14 protein-coding genes and 1 pseudogene are annotated in these 17,392 nt (G+C 71.8%); 11 read left to right on the plus strand and 4 right to left on the minus strand.

The window, feature by feature from the left end; all coding sequences use genetic code 11:
• The gene (locus ACIPXB_RS23040) at positions 1-2,040 is read right to left on the minus strand and encodes a phosphocholine-specific phospholipase C (protein WP_401452769.1); all 2,040 of its coding nucleotides are present in this window, start codon (positions 2,038-2,040) and stop codon (positions 1-3) included.
• Between the two features lie 466 nt (positions 2,041-2,506).
• On the opposite strand from ACIPXB_RS23040, the gene ACIPXB_RS23045 reads away from it, so the two are divergent.
• From ACIPXB_RS23045 to ACIPXB_RS23055, 3 genes are all read left to right on the plus strand, one after another.
• The gene (locus ACIPXB_RS23045; protein WP_401452771.1) at positions 2,507-2,641 is read left to right on the plus strand and encodes a hypothetical protein; all 135 of its coding nucleotides are present in this window, start codon (positions 2,507-2,509) and stop codon (positions 2,639-2,641) included.
• Between the two features lie 93 nt (positions 2,642-2,734).
• Positions 2,735-3,775: a 3-isopropylmalate dehydrogenase gene (locus tag ACIPXB_RS23050; protein ID WP_401452773.1), complete on the plus strand. Its 1,041-nt coding sequence runs from the start codon at positions 2,735-2,737 to the stop codon at positions 3,773-3,775.
• Positions 3,776-4,003: 228 nt separating this feature from the next.
• Positions 4,004-5,089, plus strand: coding sequence for a branched-chain amino acid aminotransferase (locus ACIPXB_RS23055; protein WP_401452775.1), 1,086 nt, complete (start codon positions 4,004-4,006; stop codon positions 5,087-5,089).
• Between the two features lie 84 nt (positions 5,090-5,173).
• Here ACIPXB_RS23055 and ACIPXB_RS23060 read toward each other — a convergent pair whose 3' ends face one another.
• Positions 5,174-6,619: a cytosine permease gene (locus ACIPXB_RS23060; RefSeq protein WP_401452777.1), complete on the minus strand. Its 1,446-nt coding sequence runs from the start codon at positions 6,617-6,619 to the stop codon at positions 5,174-5,176.
• A gap of 176 nt (positions 6,620-6,795) precedes the next feature.
• Between ACIPXB_RS23060 and ureA the strand changes: the two genes are divergently transcribed.
• From ureA to ACIPXB_RS23090, 6 genes are all read left to right on the plus strand, one after another.
• Positions 6,796-7,491, plus strand: coding sequence for an urease subunit gamma (ureA, locus tag ACIPXB_RS23065; RefSeq protein ID WP_401452779.1), 696 nt, complete (start codon positions 6,796-6,798; stop codon positions 7,489-7,491).
• The gene (locus ACIPXB_RS23070; RefSeq protein ID WP_401452781.1) at positions 7,488-9,239 is read left to right on the plus strand and encodes an urease subunit alpha; all 1,752 of its coding nucleotides are present in this window, start codon (positions 7,488-7,490) and stop codon (positions 9,237-9,239) included. Before ureA ends, ACIPXB_RS23070 begins: the two co-directional genes overlap by 4 nt.
• A 52-nt stretch (positions 9,240-9,291) precedes the next feature.
• Entirely contained in the window at positions 9,292-10,347 is a 1,056-nt protein-coding gene (locus tag ACIPXB_RS23075) for an agmatine/peptidylarginine deiminase (RefSeq protein ID WP_401452783.1), read from the plus strand.
• 34 nt (positions 10,348-10,381) lie between these two features.
• On the plus strand, positions 10,382-11,014 hold the full coding sequence (locus tag ACIPXB_RS23080; RefSeq protein WP_401452785.1) for a TetR family transcriptional regulator C-terminal domain-containing protein: 633 nt from the start codon (positions 10,382-10,384) through the stop codon (positions 11,012-11,014).
• 307 nt (positions 11,015-11,321) lie between these two features.
• On the plus strand, positions 11,322-12,941 hold the full coding sequence (gene cimA, locus ACIPXB_RS23085) for a citramalate synthase (protein WP_401452787.1): 1,620 nt from the start codon (positions 11,322-11,324) through the stop codon (positions 12,939-12,941).
• A gap of 96 nt (positions 12,942-13,037) precedes the next feature.
• Positions 13,038-14,381 carry a hypothetical protein gene (locus tag ACIPXB_RS23090; protein WP_401452789.1) on the plus strand — a complete coding sequence of 448 codons (1,344 nt, stop codon included), beginning with the start codon at positions 13,038-13,040 and terminating at the stop codon, positions 14,379-14,381.
• A gap of 59 nt (positions 14,382-14,440) precedes the next feature.
• On the opposite strand, the gene ACIPXB_RS23095 is transcribed toward ACIPXB_RS23090, so the two are convergent.
• A complete protein-coding gene (locus ACIPXB_RS23095) occupies positions 14,441-15,049 on the minus strand; it encodes a YceI family protein (protein WP_401452791.1) in 609 nt (202 codons plus the stop codon).
• Between the two features lie 256 nt (positions 15,050-15,305).
• Between ACIPXB_RS23095 and ACIPXB_RS23100 the strand changes: the two genes are divergently transcribed.
• Together ACIPXB_RS23100 and ACIPXB_RS23105 are read left to right on the plus strand one after the other, a co-directional pair.
• A complete protein-coding gene (locus tag ACIPXB_RS23100; protein WP_401452793.1) occupies positions 15,306-16,889 on the plus strand; it encodes an acyl-CoA carboxylase subunit beta in 1,584 nt (527 codons plus the stop codon).
• Positions 16,890-16,905: 16 nt separating this feature from the next.
• Complete coding sequence (locus ACIPXB_RS23105) at positions 16,906-17,103, plus strand: acyl-CoA carboxylase subunit epsilon (protein WP_401452795.1); 198 nt, start codon at positions 16,906-16,908, stop codon at positions 17,101-17,103.
• Between the two features lie 184 nt (positions 17,104-17,287).
• On the opposite strand, the pseudogene ACIPXB_RS23110 reads toward ACIPXB_RS23105, so the two are convergent.
• A pseudogene (locus tag ACIPXB_RS23110) lies at positions 17,288-17,392 on the minus strand (ATP-binding protein); the annotation flags it as partial.

The raw sequence follows: 17,392 nt of genomic DNA on the forward strand, positions 1-17,392 counted from the left end.
CTACGAGCCCGACACGCTCGGTGCGCCCGTCTCTATGTGGCCCGTGTAGCGGCGCGACCAGGTGCCGTCGACGTCCGCCAGGACCGTGAAGTCGTACCAGCCGTTGTGGTAGGCCACCGCGTTGAAGTAGTCCTCGCGCGTGGAGTTCGCCGGGACCGTGTACGTCCACGGGCCGTCCGTGCGGTAGGCGTTGGAGCGGATGGTGAAGGTGACCGGCGCGCCCGAGGTGTTGGTCATCTTGAACCAGATCGCCGTCTTGCCGGTGCCCGGCTCCACCGCGAAGCGGGCCGCCACCTCGATCGCCTTGCCGGCCTTGGTGGTGTCGCCGATGAAGCGGCGCAGGAAGCGGTTCGGCCCGTGCATGGAGATGTCGTACTTGCCGGAGCCGTGGCCGAGGCCGATGTTGAAGTAGTCGGTGGCCGTGCCGCCCGCGTCCACCGTGTACTGCCAGGCCTCGGTGTTGCGGTGCTGGTGCGGGTGGATGGAGAAGTGCGCCGGACGGGTCGCCTGCGCGCCCTGGTTGGTCATCGAGAACCAGGCCAGGATCTTGCCGGCCGCGCCGAACTCGAAGCGGTCCAGGTTGCCGTTGACCTGGTAGGGCAGGGCCCGCGCCGGGCGGGTGCCCGGCTCCTGCGCCGGCAGGGCGTTGTTCTGCGGCACCGGGTTGGGCAGCGGGGCGCAGGTCGCCTGCCCGATCACCTTGGCGGTGGACGGCAGGTTCGCCGGGACGCCGTACACCGGGTTCCCGAAGTCGAACACGCCGGTCAGGTCGCCGACCACCCTGCGGCGCCAGGCGCTGATGTTCGGGCAGGTGGCCGGGGTGCCCAGGGCCGCCGTCCAGGTCTCCATGAAGCGCAGCACCGAGGTGTGGTCGAAGACCTCCGAGCTCACCCAGCCGCCACGGGTCCAGGGGGACATCACCAGCATGGGCACGCGGAAGCCGAGGCCGATCGGGGTGCCGTCGAGGTACTCGCCGGGCGTCCCGGGCGGGGCGACGGGCGGCGGGACGTGGTCGAAGAAGCCGTCGTTCTCGTCGTAGTTGAGGAAGAGGACCGTGGAGTCGAAGACCTCCGGATTCGCCGCCAGCGCCCGGTAGACCAGGTCCACGAAGTGCGCGCCGTCGCCCGGCGGGGCGTAGGGGTGCTCGGAGAACGCCTCGTTGGCGACGACCCAGGAGACCTGGGGGAGGGTGCCGGCGACGACGTCCGCGCGGATGGCGGCCGCGATGTCGTCGGGGGTGGAGCCGGTGACCTTGGGCACCGAGCCCATGCCCCGGTCCCACAGCGGGTCGCCGGGCCGGGCGTCGGTGAACCGCTTGAAGTAGGCGAGCCCGTTGTCGCCGTAGTTGTCCTGGGCGTTCTGGTAGACCTTCCAGGTCATCCCGGCCCGCTGGAGGGCCTCCGCGTACGTCTCCCAGGTCAGCCCGGACTCGTCGCCGCCGTCCTTGCTGGAGGCGTCGATCTTCCCGCTCCACAGGAAGGTGCGGTTGGGGCCGGTGGCGCTGAGCGTGGAGCAGAAGTACGCGTCGCAGATCGTGTAGTGGTCGGCGAGCCCGTAGTGGAAGGGGATGTCGCCGCGGTCCAGGTAACCGAGGGTGCGGGTGTTGCCGACGCCCAGGACCCAGTTGTCCATCCGGCCCTTGTTCCAGGCGGCGTGCTGCGAGGTCCAGCTGTGCGGCAGGTCGCCGTTGCACTGGGCGAGGGTCTCGCCGTCGACGCCGCCCGCCGGCGGGGTGGCGGAGAGCTTCCAGGGGTACTGGCGGCCGCCCCAGTTGGGCTGGTTGAACATGCCCCAGCCGCCGGGGATGTTGCCCGCGGCGCGGTCGCCGAAGCCGCGGACGCCCTTGAGACGGCCGAAGTAGTGGTCGAAGCTGCGGTTCTCCTGCATCAGGATCACCACGTGCTTCACGTCCGTGATCGTGCCGGTGGCGCTGCGGGCCGCCGCCGACGCGGCCGCCGCCGCCGAGGCCCCGGACAGGGTCGCCCCCGCGACCAGCCCCGCCCCGATGCCGACGAATCCCCTGCGGCTGATGGGAGTCATACCCAGTCCCTCGTGTCACGACGTGCCCCGGCGGCACATCGAGGCAAGGGTGGGGGTCCGGAGCTCAAAGGTCTAGATCCGTGCAGTAATCCCTGGATGAACTTCCGGTTTCCGACGTTGTGCCGTGCTGGAGATTGGTGCGGTTTCGAACCAATGCGCCTTTCGGCGGTCCTGAACGAGCCCTTCCCGGCCCGGGTGCCGGGACGCGCGAGCGGGCCCCGCGACCGCCGTACGAGGGGTGCGGCGTCTCAGATAGTAGGAAGTCCGAGTAATTGCGGAGACATACAGCGCGAGGTGCCCTAGCTTGGTAGAAGCCGAACGTCTCGCTGATCCAGCGAAGGGCGGTCCGGAGCGCGCCCCTGGCAGGCAACCCCTGCGGCGCCCCGCTCCCCGCCCCTTCCGGCGCCTTGAAGGAACCCCTCATCCGTGGCCCCGCCACGCCGTGATCTCAAGGAGTCGATCACCCATGCACACCACCACCCCCTCCGCCTCCCGCCGCCTGCGCCGCTCCGCCGCCGCCGACACCGACCGCAAGAACGCCGCTGCCGCCCTCCAGCGCGCCCTCGACCGCCGGGACAACGGCGGCTCCACCGGCCACTGACCCGACGGCCCCGCACGGCGTGCGCCCTTGACACGTGGTTCCACATGCTGGACATGACGTGTCAGGGGCTGGGACAGGGAGTACGGTGCCGTCATGGCGCACAGCATCAATCTCGCAGTGATCCCCGGTGACGGCATCGGTCAGGAAGTGGTGGCGCAGGGCCTGAAGGTCCTCACCGCGGTCCTGCCGCAGGACGTGAAGCTGGAGACCAAGGAATACGACCTCGGCGCCCAGCGCTGGCACCGCACCGGTGAGACCCTCCCGGACGCGGAGCTGGAAGCCCTGCGGCACCACGACGCGATCCTGCTCGGCGCCATCGGCGACCCGTCGGTCCCGTCCGGGGTCCTGGAGCGCGGGCTGCTGCTGAAGCTGCGCTTCGCCTTCGACCACTTCATCAACCTGCGGCCCTCGAAGCTGTTCCCGAACACCGCCACCCCGCTGGCCGGCCGTCCGGACATCGACTTCGTGGTTGTCCGCGAGGGCACCGAGGGCCCGTACACCGGCAACGGCGGCTCGCTGCGCACCGGCACCCCCGCCGAGGTGGCCACCGAGGTCAGCGTCAACACCGCCTACGGCGTGGAGCGCGTCGTGCGCGACGCGTACGAGCGGGCCGACTCGCGCCCCCGCAAGAAGCTGACGCTGGTCCACAAGAACAACGTCCTCGTGTACGCGGGCCACCTGTGGAAGAACATCTTCGACAAGGTCGGCCAGGAGTACCCCGAGGTCACCACCGACTACCTGCACGTCGACGCCGCGACGATCTTCTTCGTCACCCAGCCCGAGCGCTTCGACGTCATCGTCACGGACAACCTCTTCGGTGACATCCTCACCGACCTGGCCGCCGCCGTCACCGGGGGCATCGGGCTCGCCGCCTCCGGGAACATCAACCCCACCGGGGCGTTCCCGTCCATGTTCGAGCCCGTCCACGGCTCGGCCCCGGACATCGCCGGCACCGGCAAGGCCGACCCGACCGCGACGATCCTCTCCGTCGCCCTCCTGCTGCGCCACCTCGGCTTCGAGGCCGAGGCCGCCCGCATCGAGGACGCGGTCAGCGCCGACCTGGCCGAGCGCGACGGCACCTTCCGCTCCACCGACCGGATCGGCGACGCCCTCGCCGCCCGAGTAGCCGGCTGACCCCGGCCGCTCCACCCGCAAGGAAGCCGCCGGGCAGCACCATCACCCGGCGGCTTTCCCTGTGCGGCCCCGGGTGCCACCATCTCCCCTGGGCCGCTACGCCCCGTTTCTCCGAAGCCACCCCGCGGGCGATAATCGAACGCGAGGCCGCGGAATACGGGGAAGCTCGGACGTCCTAGTACGCCGTGAGCGCGGTCCGCCCTACGAAACGGTGAAGGACAAGCACTCATGACGACGCCCACGATCGAGCTCAAGCCCTCCTCGAACCCGCTGTCCGACGCGGAGCGCGAGGCGATCCTGGCCAGCCCCGGATTCGGCCGCCACTTCACCGACCACATGGTCACGGTCAAGTGGACCGAGGGGCGCGGCTGGCACGACGCGGAGCTGGTCCCGTACGCGCCGCTGTCGATCGACCCGGCCAACATGACCCTGCACTACGCGCAGACGATCTTCGAGGGCCTCAAGGCTTACAAGCAGCCCGACGGCACCGTCGCCACCTTCCGCCCGCAGGCCAACGCCGAGCGGTTCCAGGCCTCCGCCCGCCGCATGGCCATGCCGGAGCTGCCCACCGAGCTGTTCATCGCCGCCTGCGACGCGCTCATCCAGCAGGACCGCGCCTGGGTGCCGGACTCCGGCGAGGCCTCGCTGTACCTGCGGCCGTTCATGTTCGCCAGCGAGGTCGGCCTCGGCGTCCGCCCGGCCAACGAGTTCCTCTTCATGGTCATCGCCTCGCCCGCCGGCGCGTACTTCCCCGGTGGCGTCAAGCCGGTGTCCGTCTGGCTCTCCGAGGAGTACGTCCGCGCCGTCAAGGGCGGCACCGGCGCGGCCAAGACCGGCGGCAACTACGCGGCCTCCCTCGTCGCCCAGGCCCAGGCCGCCGCGCACGGCTGCGACCAGGTGGTCTGGCTGGACGCGGTCGAGCACCGCTGGATCGAGGAGATGGGGGGCATGAACCTGTACTTCGTGTACGGCGACCGCATCGTCACCCCCGAGCTCACCGGCTCGCTGCTGCCGGGCATCACGCGTGACTCGCTCCTCACCATCGCCCGCGACCTCGGCTACACCGCCGAGGAGGGACGCATCTCCACCGAGGACTGGATCCGCGACAACGAGAACGGCACCCTCACCGAGGTGTTCGCCTGCGGCACCGCCGCCGTCATCACCCCGGTCGGCTCGGTCAAGTCCGAGCGCGCCAACTTCACCCAGGGCGATGGCGAGCCCGGCGAGGTCACCATGAAGCTCCGCAAGGCGCTGCTGGACCTCCAGACCGGCCGCACCGCCGACGCGCACGGCTGGATGCACCCGCTCGGCTGAGCCGGCCGCGCGCCGCGCAGCACGGGCGAAGGGCCCGCCTCCCCTCGGGGAGGCGGGCCCTTCGCCGCAGGTGCGTGGCGTGGCTCAGACGGCCGCGGATCCGGGGGCGGCCCCCTCGGGGTCCGCGGCCGCGGGCGCGAGGACGGCCGCCGGGGCGGTCCACGCGGTCAGCAGTGAGTAGAGCACCGCGCCGGCCAGGCCCGACAGGACGAAGGAGCAGTCCACACCGCCGGTCAGGGCCAGCAGCGGCCCCTCGTAGACCGGGGTGGACACGGCGAGCAGGCCGACCAGGGCGCCCGCCGCCCAGGAGACGGTGGCCGCGACGTTCCAGCCGCCGCGGTACCAGTAGGCGCCGCCGACCGAGCGCCGGTTGAACACCTGGAGGGCGTCGGCGTCGTACCGGCCCTGGCAGCGTACGTACCCGATCAGGGTGATCACCGCCCACGGGGTGCCGAGGGCGGTCAGCAGCAGCACGAACGAGGTCATCGCGGCCTGCGCGTTCCACTCGAAGGAGCCGACGAAGACGAAGGCGGTCGCGACGGCCGCGGCCACCAGGGTGGCGGTGGTGCGGGTGGCCCTCGGCACGATCGCGTCCAGGTCCAGGCCCATGGAGTAGAGCATCAGCCCGGCGTTGCCCACCGAGCCGCCCGCGGCGGCCGCCAGCAGCGGCAGCAGGTACCAGTACGGCGCGGCGTCCACCAGGGGGCCGGCGTAGTCGGTGCCGGCGCGGGCGGCCAGAGCGGTGTACGTACCGAAGAGCTGCGGGATCAGCAGGCCGGCGAGCAGCCCCGCGCAGGTGGCCCGGAAGACCTTGCGGGAGCTGTGCCGGCGCGGGGAGATGTAGCGCGTGTAGTCGCCGAGCAGGGTGATGAAGGCGACCGGCCCGCTCAGCCCGGCGGCGACGGCGGCCAGGACCCAGGTCGGCCAGAAGGAGCCCAGCAGGTAGTCGGTGCCGGGCGGCGCGGCGGTGGTGAAGTCGCCGGCGTAGGCGAGGACGCCGACGGCGAGCAGCACGATCATGGCGACGGAGAGCAGCTTGCTCATCCGCAGCAGCAGCCGGTAGCCGAAGACGGCCCCGACGACCGTGCACGCGGCCAGGACGCCGTACATCGCGGCCCGTGTCGGGCCGGTGTCCGGCAGGCCGGTGAGCCGGGAGAGCACGCCCACCATCACGTCGCCGCCGATCCACAGCGTGAGCGCGGTGTACCCGAGGGAGAGGAGCAGGCCGACGACGGAGCCGACGAGGCGGCCGCGGACGCCGAACTGGGCGCCGCTGGAGGTCGACAGGTTGGTCGCCGTACGCAGGGACACCAGTGCGAGCGGCGCGGTGAACGCGATGCCGATCAGGGTGCCGGTGACGATGGCGGTGACCGAGGGCCACAGGCCCAGCCCGAAGGAGGGCGGCAGCCAGCCGAACACGATCACACCGAGGCAGAGGTTCGAGCCCAGCAGGATCGAGACGAGGTCGCGAGGACCGCTGGTCCGTTCCTCCTCGGGGACGGTGTCGACTCCGCGCTGTTCGATGGGCATGGGGGGACTCCCGGTGCAGAGGACGGGCGGACGGCGGGGGGTGTGCGGCAGGCTTTGACGCAGGCTTTGAGTGACACTCAATGTGACCTAAGGCCTGGTGCCCGGTCAATGGTTCCCTGCGGAGAAGTGAAGAGTTAGAGTGATGCTCTAAACGTTGGACCTTGGAGGTGTACGTCGTGCGGCTGACCCCTACGGAGCGCGACCGGCTCCTGCTCTTCGGAGCGGCGGAACTGGCCCGGGCCCGTCGCGCCCGCGGCCTCAGGCTCAATGTCCCGGAGGCCACCGCGCTGATCGCGGACACGGTCTGCGAGGCGGCCCGCGACGGCCGGCGCCTGGCCGAGGCGATCGAGGCGGCCCGCAGTGTGCTGGGCCCCGACGACGTCCTGCCCGGCGTCGCCGACGTGGTCACCGAGGTGCACGTGGAGGCCGTCTTCGACGACGGCTCCCGGCTCGCCGTGGTGTCCTCCCCGATCCGGGGCGCGGCGGGCCTCGGTGACGACGCCCCCGGCGCGGTCGTCCCCGGCCCGGACACCCCGGCCCCTGAACCCGAGGTCCGGCTGACCGTGCGCAACACCGCGACCGTCCCGGTCAGCGTGACCTCGCACTTCCACTTCTTCGAGGCCAACCCGCGCCTGGACTTCGACCGCGCGGCCGCCTACGGCATGCGGCTGTGCGTCCCCGCGGGCTCCTCGGTCCGCTTCGACGCCGGCGGCGAGGCCGAGATCGGCCTGGTCCCCATCGGCGGCGACCGCGTCGCCATCGGCTTCGCCGGACTGGTCGACGGCCCCCTCGACGCCCCGGGGGCCCGGGAGGAAGCCCTGCGCAAGGCCGCGGCCTGCGGCTACCTGGGCGCGGAAGGAGAGCGTCGATGAGCAAGCAGACCCGACACAGCGACCACTGCGCGCCGGGCAGCCGGCACATCGACCCCCACGAGTACGCCTCCGTCTTCGGACCCCGGGCCGGGGACCGGGTCCGCCTCGGCGACTCCGGGCTGACCGTACGGGTCGAGCACGACGCCCAGAAGCCCGGTGACGAGTTCCTCGCCGGCTTCGGCAAGACCGCCCGCGACGGCCTGCACCTCAAGGCCGCCGCCGTCCGCGAGACCTGCGACGTCGTGATCAGCAACGTGCTGGTCATCGACGCCGTCCTCGGTATCCGCAAGGTCTCCATCGGCATCCGTGAGGGCCGCATCCACGCCATCGGCCGGGCCGGCAACCCCGACACCCTCGACGGGGTCGACGTCGTCGTCGGCACGGGTACGTCGATCGTCTCCGGCGAGGGCCTGATCGCCACCGCCGGCGCCGTCGACACCCACGTCCACCTGCTCTCGCCGCGCGTCATGGAGGCCTCGCTCGCCGCGGGCGTCACCACGATCATCGGCCAGGAGTTCGGCCCCGTCTGGGGCGTCGGCGTCAACTCCCCGTGGGCCCTGAAGCACGCCTTCAACGCCTTCGACGCCTGGCCCGTCAACATCGGCTTCCTCGCCCGCGGCTCCTCCTCGGACGCCGCGCCCCTGGTCGAGGCCCTCGCCGAGGGCGGCGCCTCCGGCTTCAAGGTCCACGAGGACATGGGAGCCCACACCCGCGCCCTGGACACCGCCCTGCGGGTGGCCGAGGAGCACGACGTCCAGGTCGCGCTGCATTCGGACGGCCTCAACGAGTGCCTCTCCGTCGAGGACACCCTGCGGGTGCTGGAGGGCCGTACCATCCACGCCTTCCACATCGAGGGCTGCGGCGGCGGACACGTGCCCAACGTGCTCAAGATGGCGGGGGTGCCGAACGTCATCGGCTCCTCCACCAACCCCACCCTGCCCTTCGGCCGGGACGCGGTCGCCGAGCACTACGGCATGATCGTCTCCGTCCACGACCTCAAGCCGGACCTGCCCGGTGACGCCGCCATGGCCCGCGACCGGATCCGCGCCGGGACGATGGGCGCCGAGGACGTGCTGCACGACCTGGGCGCGATCGGCATCACCTCCTCCGACGCCCAGGGCATGGGCCGCGCGGGCGAGACCGTCCGGCGCACCTTCGCCATGGCCGCCAAGATGAAGGCCGAGCTCGGTCCCCTTCTTCCCCGTGACGGGGAGGCCGGCGACGGCGAGGGCGACGACAACGCCCGCGTCCTGCGCTACATGGCCAAGCTGACCATCAACCCGGCCATCGCCCACGGCCTCGCCCACGAGATCGGCTCCATCGAGGTCGGCAAGCTCGCCGACATCGTGCTGTGGCGCCCGCAGTTCTTCGGCGCCAAGCCGCAGCTGGTGCTGAAGTCCGGCTTCCCGGCGTACGGCGTCACCGGCGACCCCAACGCCGCCACCGACACCTGCGAGCCGCTCGTCCTCGGGCCGCAGTTCGGCGCGTACGGGGCGACGGCCGCCGACATCTCCGTCGCCTTCGTCTCCGCCGCGGCCGCGGCCCTCGACTGCGACCGGATGCCGACCCGGCGCCGCCGGGTCGCCGTCCGCGGCACCCGCGGCATCGGCCCCGCGGACCTCCTGCTCAACTCCCGGGTGGGCGCGGTCGATGTGGACGCGCGCAGCGGACTGGTCACGCTCGACGGTGACCCGCTGCGCTCCGAGGCCGCCGAGTCGGTCACCCTCAACCGCCTGTACTTCCTCTGAGCCGCCGGCCCCGCCCGCACACCGGCTCAGCCCTCCTCCAAGGATTCCCGCCATGACCCAGCCGACCACCCCCGCCGCCGACGGATTCTCCATGCCCCCCGAGTGGGCCCCGCACGAGCGCACCTGGATGGCCTGGCCCAGCCCCAACCCGACCTTCACCAACGACCAGGAGCTCGACGAGGCCCGCCGCGCCTGGGCCGCCGTCGCCCGTGCGGTGAGCGCCTACGAGCCCGTCACCCTGGTCGTCTCGCCCGGTGACGCCGAGAGCGCCCGCGCCGTGGTCGGCGACGGCGACCGGCACCCGGTCACCCTCGTCGAGCGCGAGCTCGACGACGCCTGGATGCGCGACATCGGGCCCACCTTCGTCACCGACGGCGCAGGCCGCCTCGCCGCCGTGGACTGGACGTTCAACGGCTGGGGCGCCCAGGAGTGGGCCCGCTGGGAGCACGACTCCAAGATCGCCCGGCATGTCTCCGACCTGGCCGGCACCCGGACGTACAGCACCCCGCTCGTCAACGAGGGCGGCGCCATCCACGTGGACGGCGAGGGCACCGTCCTGCTCACGGACACCGTGCAGCTGGGCCAGGGCCGCAACCCCGGCTGGACCCGCGAGCAGGTCGAGGCCGAGATCCACGCCCACCTCGGCACCACCAAGGCCATCTGGCTGCCGTACGGCCTCGCCGGCGACTACGGCACCTACGGCACCCAGGGGCACGTGGACATCGTCGCCGCCTTCGCCCGCCCCGGCGTGGTGATGGTGCACACCCAGCCCGACCCGGCCCACCCCGACCACGAGCGCTGCACGACCATCGCGGCCATCCTGCGCGCGTCCACCGACGCCCGTGGGCGGCAGCTGGAGGTCGTGGAGATCCCGGCGCCCACCGTGCTGGAGGAGGACGGCGAATGGGTCGACTACTCCTACATCAACCACTTCCTGTGCAACGACGGCGTGGTGCTCTGCTCCTTCGACGACCCGCGCGACGAGGAGGCCGCCGAGATCTTCCGCGGTCTCTTCCCCGACCGCACCGTCACCCTGGTCGACGCACGTACGATTTTCGCCGGGGGTGGCGGTATCCACTGCATCACCCAGCAGCAGCCGAAGGTCTGAGAAGCACCGGAGGCGGAACGGCAAGGAGTGGCCCATGGCGGCGGGTGGAGTACGCGCGCGGAAGAACGCGCCGCCTCGCGAGGACGTCCTCGTCGCCGCCATGGCCACGATCGCCGAGCGCGGCCTGGAAGGCCTGACCATGGCGGGGCTCGGCCGCCAGGTCGGTATGAGCAGCGGCCACCTCCTCTACTACTTCCGCAGCAAGGACGAGCTCCTGCTGCAGACCCTGGAGTGGAGCGAGGCCGCGCTCGGCGACGAGCGCCGCGCCCTGCTCGCCCGGCGCGGCCCGGTGCGCGAGCGCCTGGAGGCGTACGTCGACCTGTACGTCCCCGAGGGGGCCCGCGACCCGCACTGGACCCTGTGGCTGGAGGTCTGGAACCGCTCGCAGAACGCCGGCCCCGAGGAGCGCGACCGCCAGGCCGCCATCGAGGGCGCCTGGCACCGCGACCTGGTCGCGCTGCTCGCCGAGGGCATCTCGCGCGGCGAGTTCCAGCCGGTGGACGCCGACCGCTTCGCCGCGCGCACCCGGGCGCTGCTCGACGGGTTCAGCATCCAGCTGGCGGTCGGGCTGCCCACGGTCTCCCGCCAGGACATCCTCGACCACGTGCGCGCGTACCTCACCGACGCGCTCGCTCCCCGGGCCTCCGGCGGGTCCCCGGACGCCTGACCGAATGGTGAGACCGATGTCCGCGCGCGGCGGGCGCTGTGCCACACTGCGGATGTGCTTGCTCCGTCCATGATTATCGGCAGCAGCGCGCCGGTCCGCAGTGGCCGCTGAACCGTGGAAGAACTTCGCGGCGGCGGCCATCGTGCCCCAGACCCGCGCGCAGACCTCTCGCACCCGCGAGAGGTCTTTTCGTTTCCCGGCACCATTCCGGCCGGGGCGACGGGTGCGCGCGATGATGGGGGCAGTGGCGGCGGCCTCCCCTGGGGCGGGCATCCGGAGCCACTCATCCGACAGGAGTCAGATCAGCATGACGACGACAGAGGCGACCACGCCGACCCGGGGCCCGGGCGACAGCTTCCACGTCTTCGACACCACCCTGCGTGACGGCGCCCAGCGTGAGGGCATCAACCTCACGGTCGCCGACAAGCTGACGATCGCCCGGCACCTGGACGAGTTCGGCGTGGGCTTCATCGAGGGCGGCTGGCCCGGTGCCAACCCCCGCGACACCGAGTTCTTCGCCCGCGCCCGCGAGCTCGACTTCAAGCACGCTCAGCTCGTCGCGTTCGGCGCGACCCGCCGCCCCGGCGGCTCGGCGGCCGAGGACCCGCAGGTCAGAGCCCTGCTGGAGTCCGGCGCGCCGGTCATCACGCTGGTCGCCAAGTCCCACGACCGGCACGTCGAGCTCGCGCTGCGCACGACCCTCGACGAGAACCTCGCCATGGTCCGCGACACCGTCTCCTACCTGCGCGAGCAGGGCCGGCGCGTGTTCGTCGACTGCGAGCACTTCTTCGACGGCTACCGGGCCGACGCCGAGTACGCCAAGTCGGTGGTCCGTACCGCGTACGAGGCCGGCGCGGACGTGGTCATCCTCTGCGACACCAACGGTGGCATGCTCCCGGCGCAGGTCACGGCCGTGGTCGCCACCGTGCTCGCCGACACCGGCGCCCGGCTGGGCATCCACGCCCAGGACGACACCGGCTGCGCGGTCGCCAACACCCTCGCCGCCGTCGACGCCGGGGCCACGCACGTGCAGTGCACCGCCAATGGCTACGGCGAGCGGGTCGGCAACGCCAACCTGTTCCCGGTGGTCGCCGCGCTGGAGATCAAATACGGCCGACGGGTCCTGCCCGAGGGCGCGCTGGCCGAGATGACCCGCATCTCGCACGCCATCGCCGAGGTCGTCAACCTCACCCCGTCCACGCACCAGCCCTACGTCGGTGTCTCGGCCTTCGCGCACAAGGCCGGCCTGCACGCCTCCGCGATCAAGGTCGACCCCGACCTCTACCAGCACATCGACCCCGAGCGGGTCGGCAACACCATGCGGATGCTGGTCTCCGACATGGCCGGCCGCGCCTCGATCGAGCTCAAGGGCAAGGAGCTCGGAGTCGACCTCGGCGGGGACCGCGCGCTGGTCTCCCGCGTGGTCGAGCGGGTCAAGGAACGCGAGCTCGCCGGTTACACCTACGAGGCCGCCGACGCCTCCTTCGAGCTGCTGCTGCGCACCGAGGTCGAGGGCCGCGCCCGCAAGTACTTCCGTACGGAGTCCTGGCGCGCGATCGTCGAGGACCGCCCGGACGGTACGCACGCCAACGAGGCCACGGTGAAGCTGTGGGCCAAGGGCGAGCGGATCGTCGCGACGGCCGAGGGCAACGGCCCCGTCAACGCGCTGGACCGCGCGCTGCGGGTCGCCCTGGAGCGGTTCTACCCGCAGCTGGCCAAGTTCGAGCTGGTGGACTACAAGGTCCGCATCCTGGAGGGCAAGCACGGCACGGAGTCCACGACCCGCGTCCTGATCGCCACGACGGACGGCGTGCGCGAGTGGAACACCGTGGGCGTGGCCCCGAACGTGATCGCGGCCTCCTGGCAGGCCCTGGAGGACGCCATCACCTACGGCCTCCTGCACGCGGGGGTCGAACCGGCCGAGTAGGGGTCCCGCGCGCCGACGTCGTCGCAGCTCACCGGCACCGGGTGCCCTTATGTCCCGTTAACACAGGAAAGGCCCGGTTCCGGTAGCGTCGTAGGCATGAGGACCAGGCTGATATCCGTGCTCTCCGGTCTGCTGCTGGCCCTGTCGGCGGGGGCCCTCGCGGCGGCCCCGCAGGCGGCCGCGGCCACCGGCCCCGCCGCCGTCGCGGAGGCCTTCAAGGAGGGCCCGGTCTACGTCGATCCACGCGCCGAGGCGCAGTTGCCCCCGGCGCAGGCGGACGCGCTCGCGCGGAAGATCAAGGACGCGGGCAAGCCGGTGTTCGTCGCCGTGCTGCCCACCGCCACCGAGTTCCCGGCCGACAGCGTGCTGCGCACCGTCCGGACACAGACCGGGATCAGCGGGCTGTACGCGATCCGGCTGGGCGACGGGTTCAACGCGGGCGCCGACCGTTCGGTCATGCCCACCAACGCCGTCCGCAACCTCACCGACGCGGTGAAGGCCGGCGGTCCCGTGGACGCCGTCACCGAGCTGAACAACTTCGTCGACCAGGCCCTGCCGCAGGTCAAGGGCCGGGCACCGGCTTCCTGGGGCGCCACCGGCGCCGGTGACGGCGGTGGCGTGTCCACCGGCGCGCTGGTCGGCCTCGGGGCGGTGGCCCTGATCGGTGGCGGCGGCGCGTACACCCTGGTCCGCAGCAAGCGCCGCAGGAAGGAAGCCGCCGAGCGCGCGGCCATCGAGAAGCTGCGCGTCGTGGTCGACGAGGACATCACGGCCTTCGGCGAGGAGCTCGAACGGCTGGACTTCCACCCCTCGGAGCCCGGCGCGGACGACGCCATGCGCGGGGACTACGAGCGGGCCCTGGACTCCTACGACAAGGCCAAGCAGATCATGGGCGGCGTCCAGCATCCGCAGGAGGTCACCGGCGTCACGCAGGCCCTGGAGGACGGCCGCCACGCGCTGGCCGTGCTCGCCGCCCGCCGGGAGGGCCGGGCGCTGCCCGAGCGCCGGCTGCCCTGCTTCTTCGACCCGCGGCACGGGCCCAGCACCGAGGACGCCGCGTGGGCGCCGGCCGGCGGGGCCGCCCGTACGGTGCCGGTCTGCACGGCGGACGCGGTCCGGCTGCGCGAGGGCGACGAACCGATGGTCCGCACGGTCGAGACGGCTCAGGGGCGGCGGCCCTACTACGACGCGGGCCCGGCGTACGGGCCGTGGGCCGGCGGTTACTTCGGCGGCGGCATCCTGCCCGGCATGCTGGTCGGCACCCTGCTCGGCTCGATGATGGCGAGCCCCGCGTACGCCTCCGACTGGAGCGGCGGGTACGGCGACGGCGGCGGCTTCGAGGGCGGGGAGTACTCCGGCGCCGACTTCGACGGCTCGGACTTCGGCGGCGGCGACTTCTTCGGCGGGGGCGGCGGCTTCGACGGCGGGGGCGGGTTCTAGCCGCCCCCGGCCGGGGCGGTCTCCAGCCGCCCCGGTCGCCGCTACGTCCTCGTGCCGGGTCAGGCCTGCTTGATCGCCGAGATGTCGAAGGTCAGCTTCACCTTGTCGCTGACCATCACACCGCCGGCCTCCAGCGCGGCGTTCCACGTCAGGCCCCAGTCGGAGCGCAGGATCTCGGCCGTGCCCTCGAAGCCGACGCGCTCGCTGCCGTAGACGTCGGTGGCCGCGCCGTTGAACTCCAGGTCGATGGAGAGCGGGCGCGTAACGTCCTTGATGGTGAGCTCACCGGTGATGCGGTACAGGTCGCCGCCGAGCTGCTGCGCCCCGGTGGAGCGGAAGCGCATCAGCGGGAAGGTCTCGGCGTCGAAGAAGTCCGCGCTGCGCAGGTGGGTGTCCCGGTCCGCGATGCCGGTGTCCACGGAGGCGATCGTGACGTCGATCGAGGCCGTGGAGCGGGACGGGTCCGCGCCGTCGAGGTGCAGGCTGCCCTCGTGGCCGGTGAAGGTGCCCCGCACGTTGGTCACCATGGCGTGGCGCACGGTGAAGCCGATGCTGCTGTGGGCGGGGTCGATGACGTAGTCGCCGGTGAGGGCGGCGAGGGCCGGGTCGACGTCCAGGGTGGCGACGGCGGCGGTGTTCTGCTGGGTGCGGCGGGTGAACAGACCCATGACGTGCTCCTCGGTGTGGGGGTGATCCGTTGTTGTTGAAGTTTCAACGAGAATGACGCTAGACCCATTCCGTTCAAATTTCAACCTTCGAGGAGCCGACACGCCGTTTTGTGCGGTGCCCACAACCGCCGTTGGTCCGTACTGGTGATGTCCATGCATCCCATCGGGCTACTGTCCGGGCCGTACAGCGGATAGCTCCCGAGACTGTGCGGAATCAACGGAAGGTTTTTCTTGGTCGGCTTCGTAAGGTCAGTACATGACCGTTGTGGACCAGACTCCGAGCGAGCCGACGGACGCCCGCGGGCGCGTGGCCGAGCTGTACGACCTGCGCGAGCAGGCGCGGCGCGGCCCCAGTGACCGGGCGACCGAGGCGCAGCACGCCAAGGGCAAGCTGACCGCCCGCGAGCGCATCGCCCTGCTGCTGGACGAGGGCTCCTTCCGTGAGGTCGAGCAGCTGCGCCGGCACCGCGCCTCCGGCTTCGGTCTGGAGGCGAAGAAGCCGTACACGGACGGTGTGATCACCGGCTGGGGCACGGTCGAGGGCCGCACGGTCTTCGTGTACGCGCACGACTTCCGGATCTTCGGCGGTGCGCTGGGCGAGGCCCACGCGACGAAGATCCACAAGATCATGGACATGGCCATCGCGGCCGGTGCCCCGCTGGTGTCGTTGAACGACGGTGCGGGCGCCCGGATCCAGGAGGGGGTCAGCGCGCTCGCCGGCTACGGCGGCATCTTCCAGCGCAACACCCGCGCCTCGGGGGTCATCCCGCAGATCTCGGTGATGCTGGGCCCGTGCGCGGGCGGGGCGGCGTACTCCCCGGCGCTGACGGACTTCGTGTTCATGGTGCGGGAGACCTCGCAGATGTTCATCACCGGCCCGGACGTGGTCCGCGCGGTGACCGGCGAGGAGATCACCCAGAACGGGCTCGGCGGCGCCGACGTGCACGCCGAGACCTCCGGCGTCGCGCACTTCGCGTACGACGACGAGGAGACCTGCATCGCCGAGGTCCGCTACCTCATCACGATGCTCCCGTCGAACAACCGCGAGAACCCGCCGCTGCACCCGACCGACGACCCCGCCGACCGGCGCTCCGACGTCCTGCTGGACCTCGTTCCCGCCGACGGCAACCGCCCGTACGACATGCTCAAGGTCATCGAGGAGGTCGTCGACGACGGCGACGTCCTGGAGATCCACGAGCGCTGGGCCCGCAACATCATCTGCGCCCTGGCCCGGATGGACGGCCAGGTCGTGGGCATCGTCGCCAACCAGCCCGGCCACCTCGCCGGCGTCCTGGACATCGAGGCGTCCGAGAAGGCCGCCCGGTTCGTCCAGATGTGCGATGCTTTCAACATCCCCATCATCACGCTGCTGGACGTCCCCGGCTTCCTGCCGGGCGTCAGCCAGGAGCACGGCGGCATCATCCGCCACGGAGCCAAGCTCCTCTACGCCTACTGCAACGCCACGGTCCCGCGGATCTCGCTGATCCTGCGCAAGGCCTACGGCGGCGCGTACATCGTCATGGACTCCCAGTCCATCGGCGCCGACATCACGTACGCGTGGCCGACCAACGAGATCGCGGTCATGGGCGCCGAGGGCGCGGCCAACGTCATCTTCCGCAAGCAGATCTCCGACGCCGAGGACCCCGAGGCCATGCGCGCCCGCATGGTCAAGGAGTACAAGGCCGAGCTGATGCACCCGTACTACGCGGCCGAGCGCGGCCTCGTCGACGACGTCATCGACCCGGCGGACACCCGCGGGACGCTGATCAGCGCCCTCGCGATGCTCCGCAACAAGCACGCCGACCTGCCGTCCCGCAAGCACGGCAACCCGCCGCAGTAAGGGAGAGAAGCCACCGATGAGCACCGACATGCTGCTGCGCGTCGAGAAGGGCAACGCCGAGCCCGAGGAGCTGGCCGCGATCACCGCGATCCTCCTGGCCCGCGCCGCCTCCACCCCGGAGGTCCCGGCCGCCCGCGGGGCCCGTTCCACGGCCGGCTGGCGCCGCCTGGAGCGCACGCCCGGCTTCCGCGCGCCGCACAGCTGGCAGGGCTGAGTCCCGCCACGGCTCTCGACATGAGGCCCCGCACCCGACCCGGGTGCGGGGCCTCACGCATGTCCGGCCGCGGCCGTCCCGGCGATCCCGGAGCGGCGGTCCGGGAGAGACCCCCGCGGCGGTACGGGAAAGGCCCCCGCACGCTGCGCGCGTACGGGGGCCTTGTCCGAGGAGGCGTCGTCGCCTACCGCAGGCGTGCCATGAGGGCGTGTTCGACGAGCGTGATGAGGGCGCTCTTGGCGTCGGCGCGGTGGCGGGCGTCGGTGGTGATGATGGGTGCGTCGGGGCC

The sequence above is a fragment of the Streptomyces sp. NPDC090022 genome (assembly GCF_044748145.1).
GTDB lineage: Bacteria > Actinomycetota > Actinomycetes > Streptomycetales > Streptomycetaceae > Streptomyces.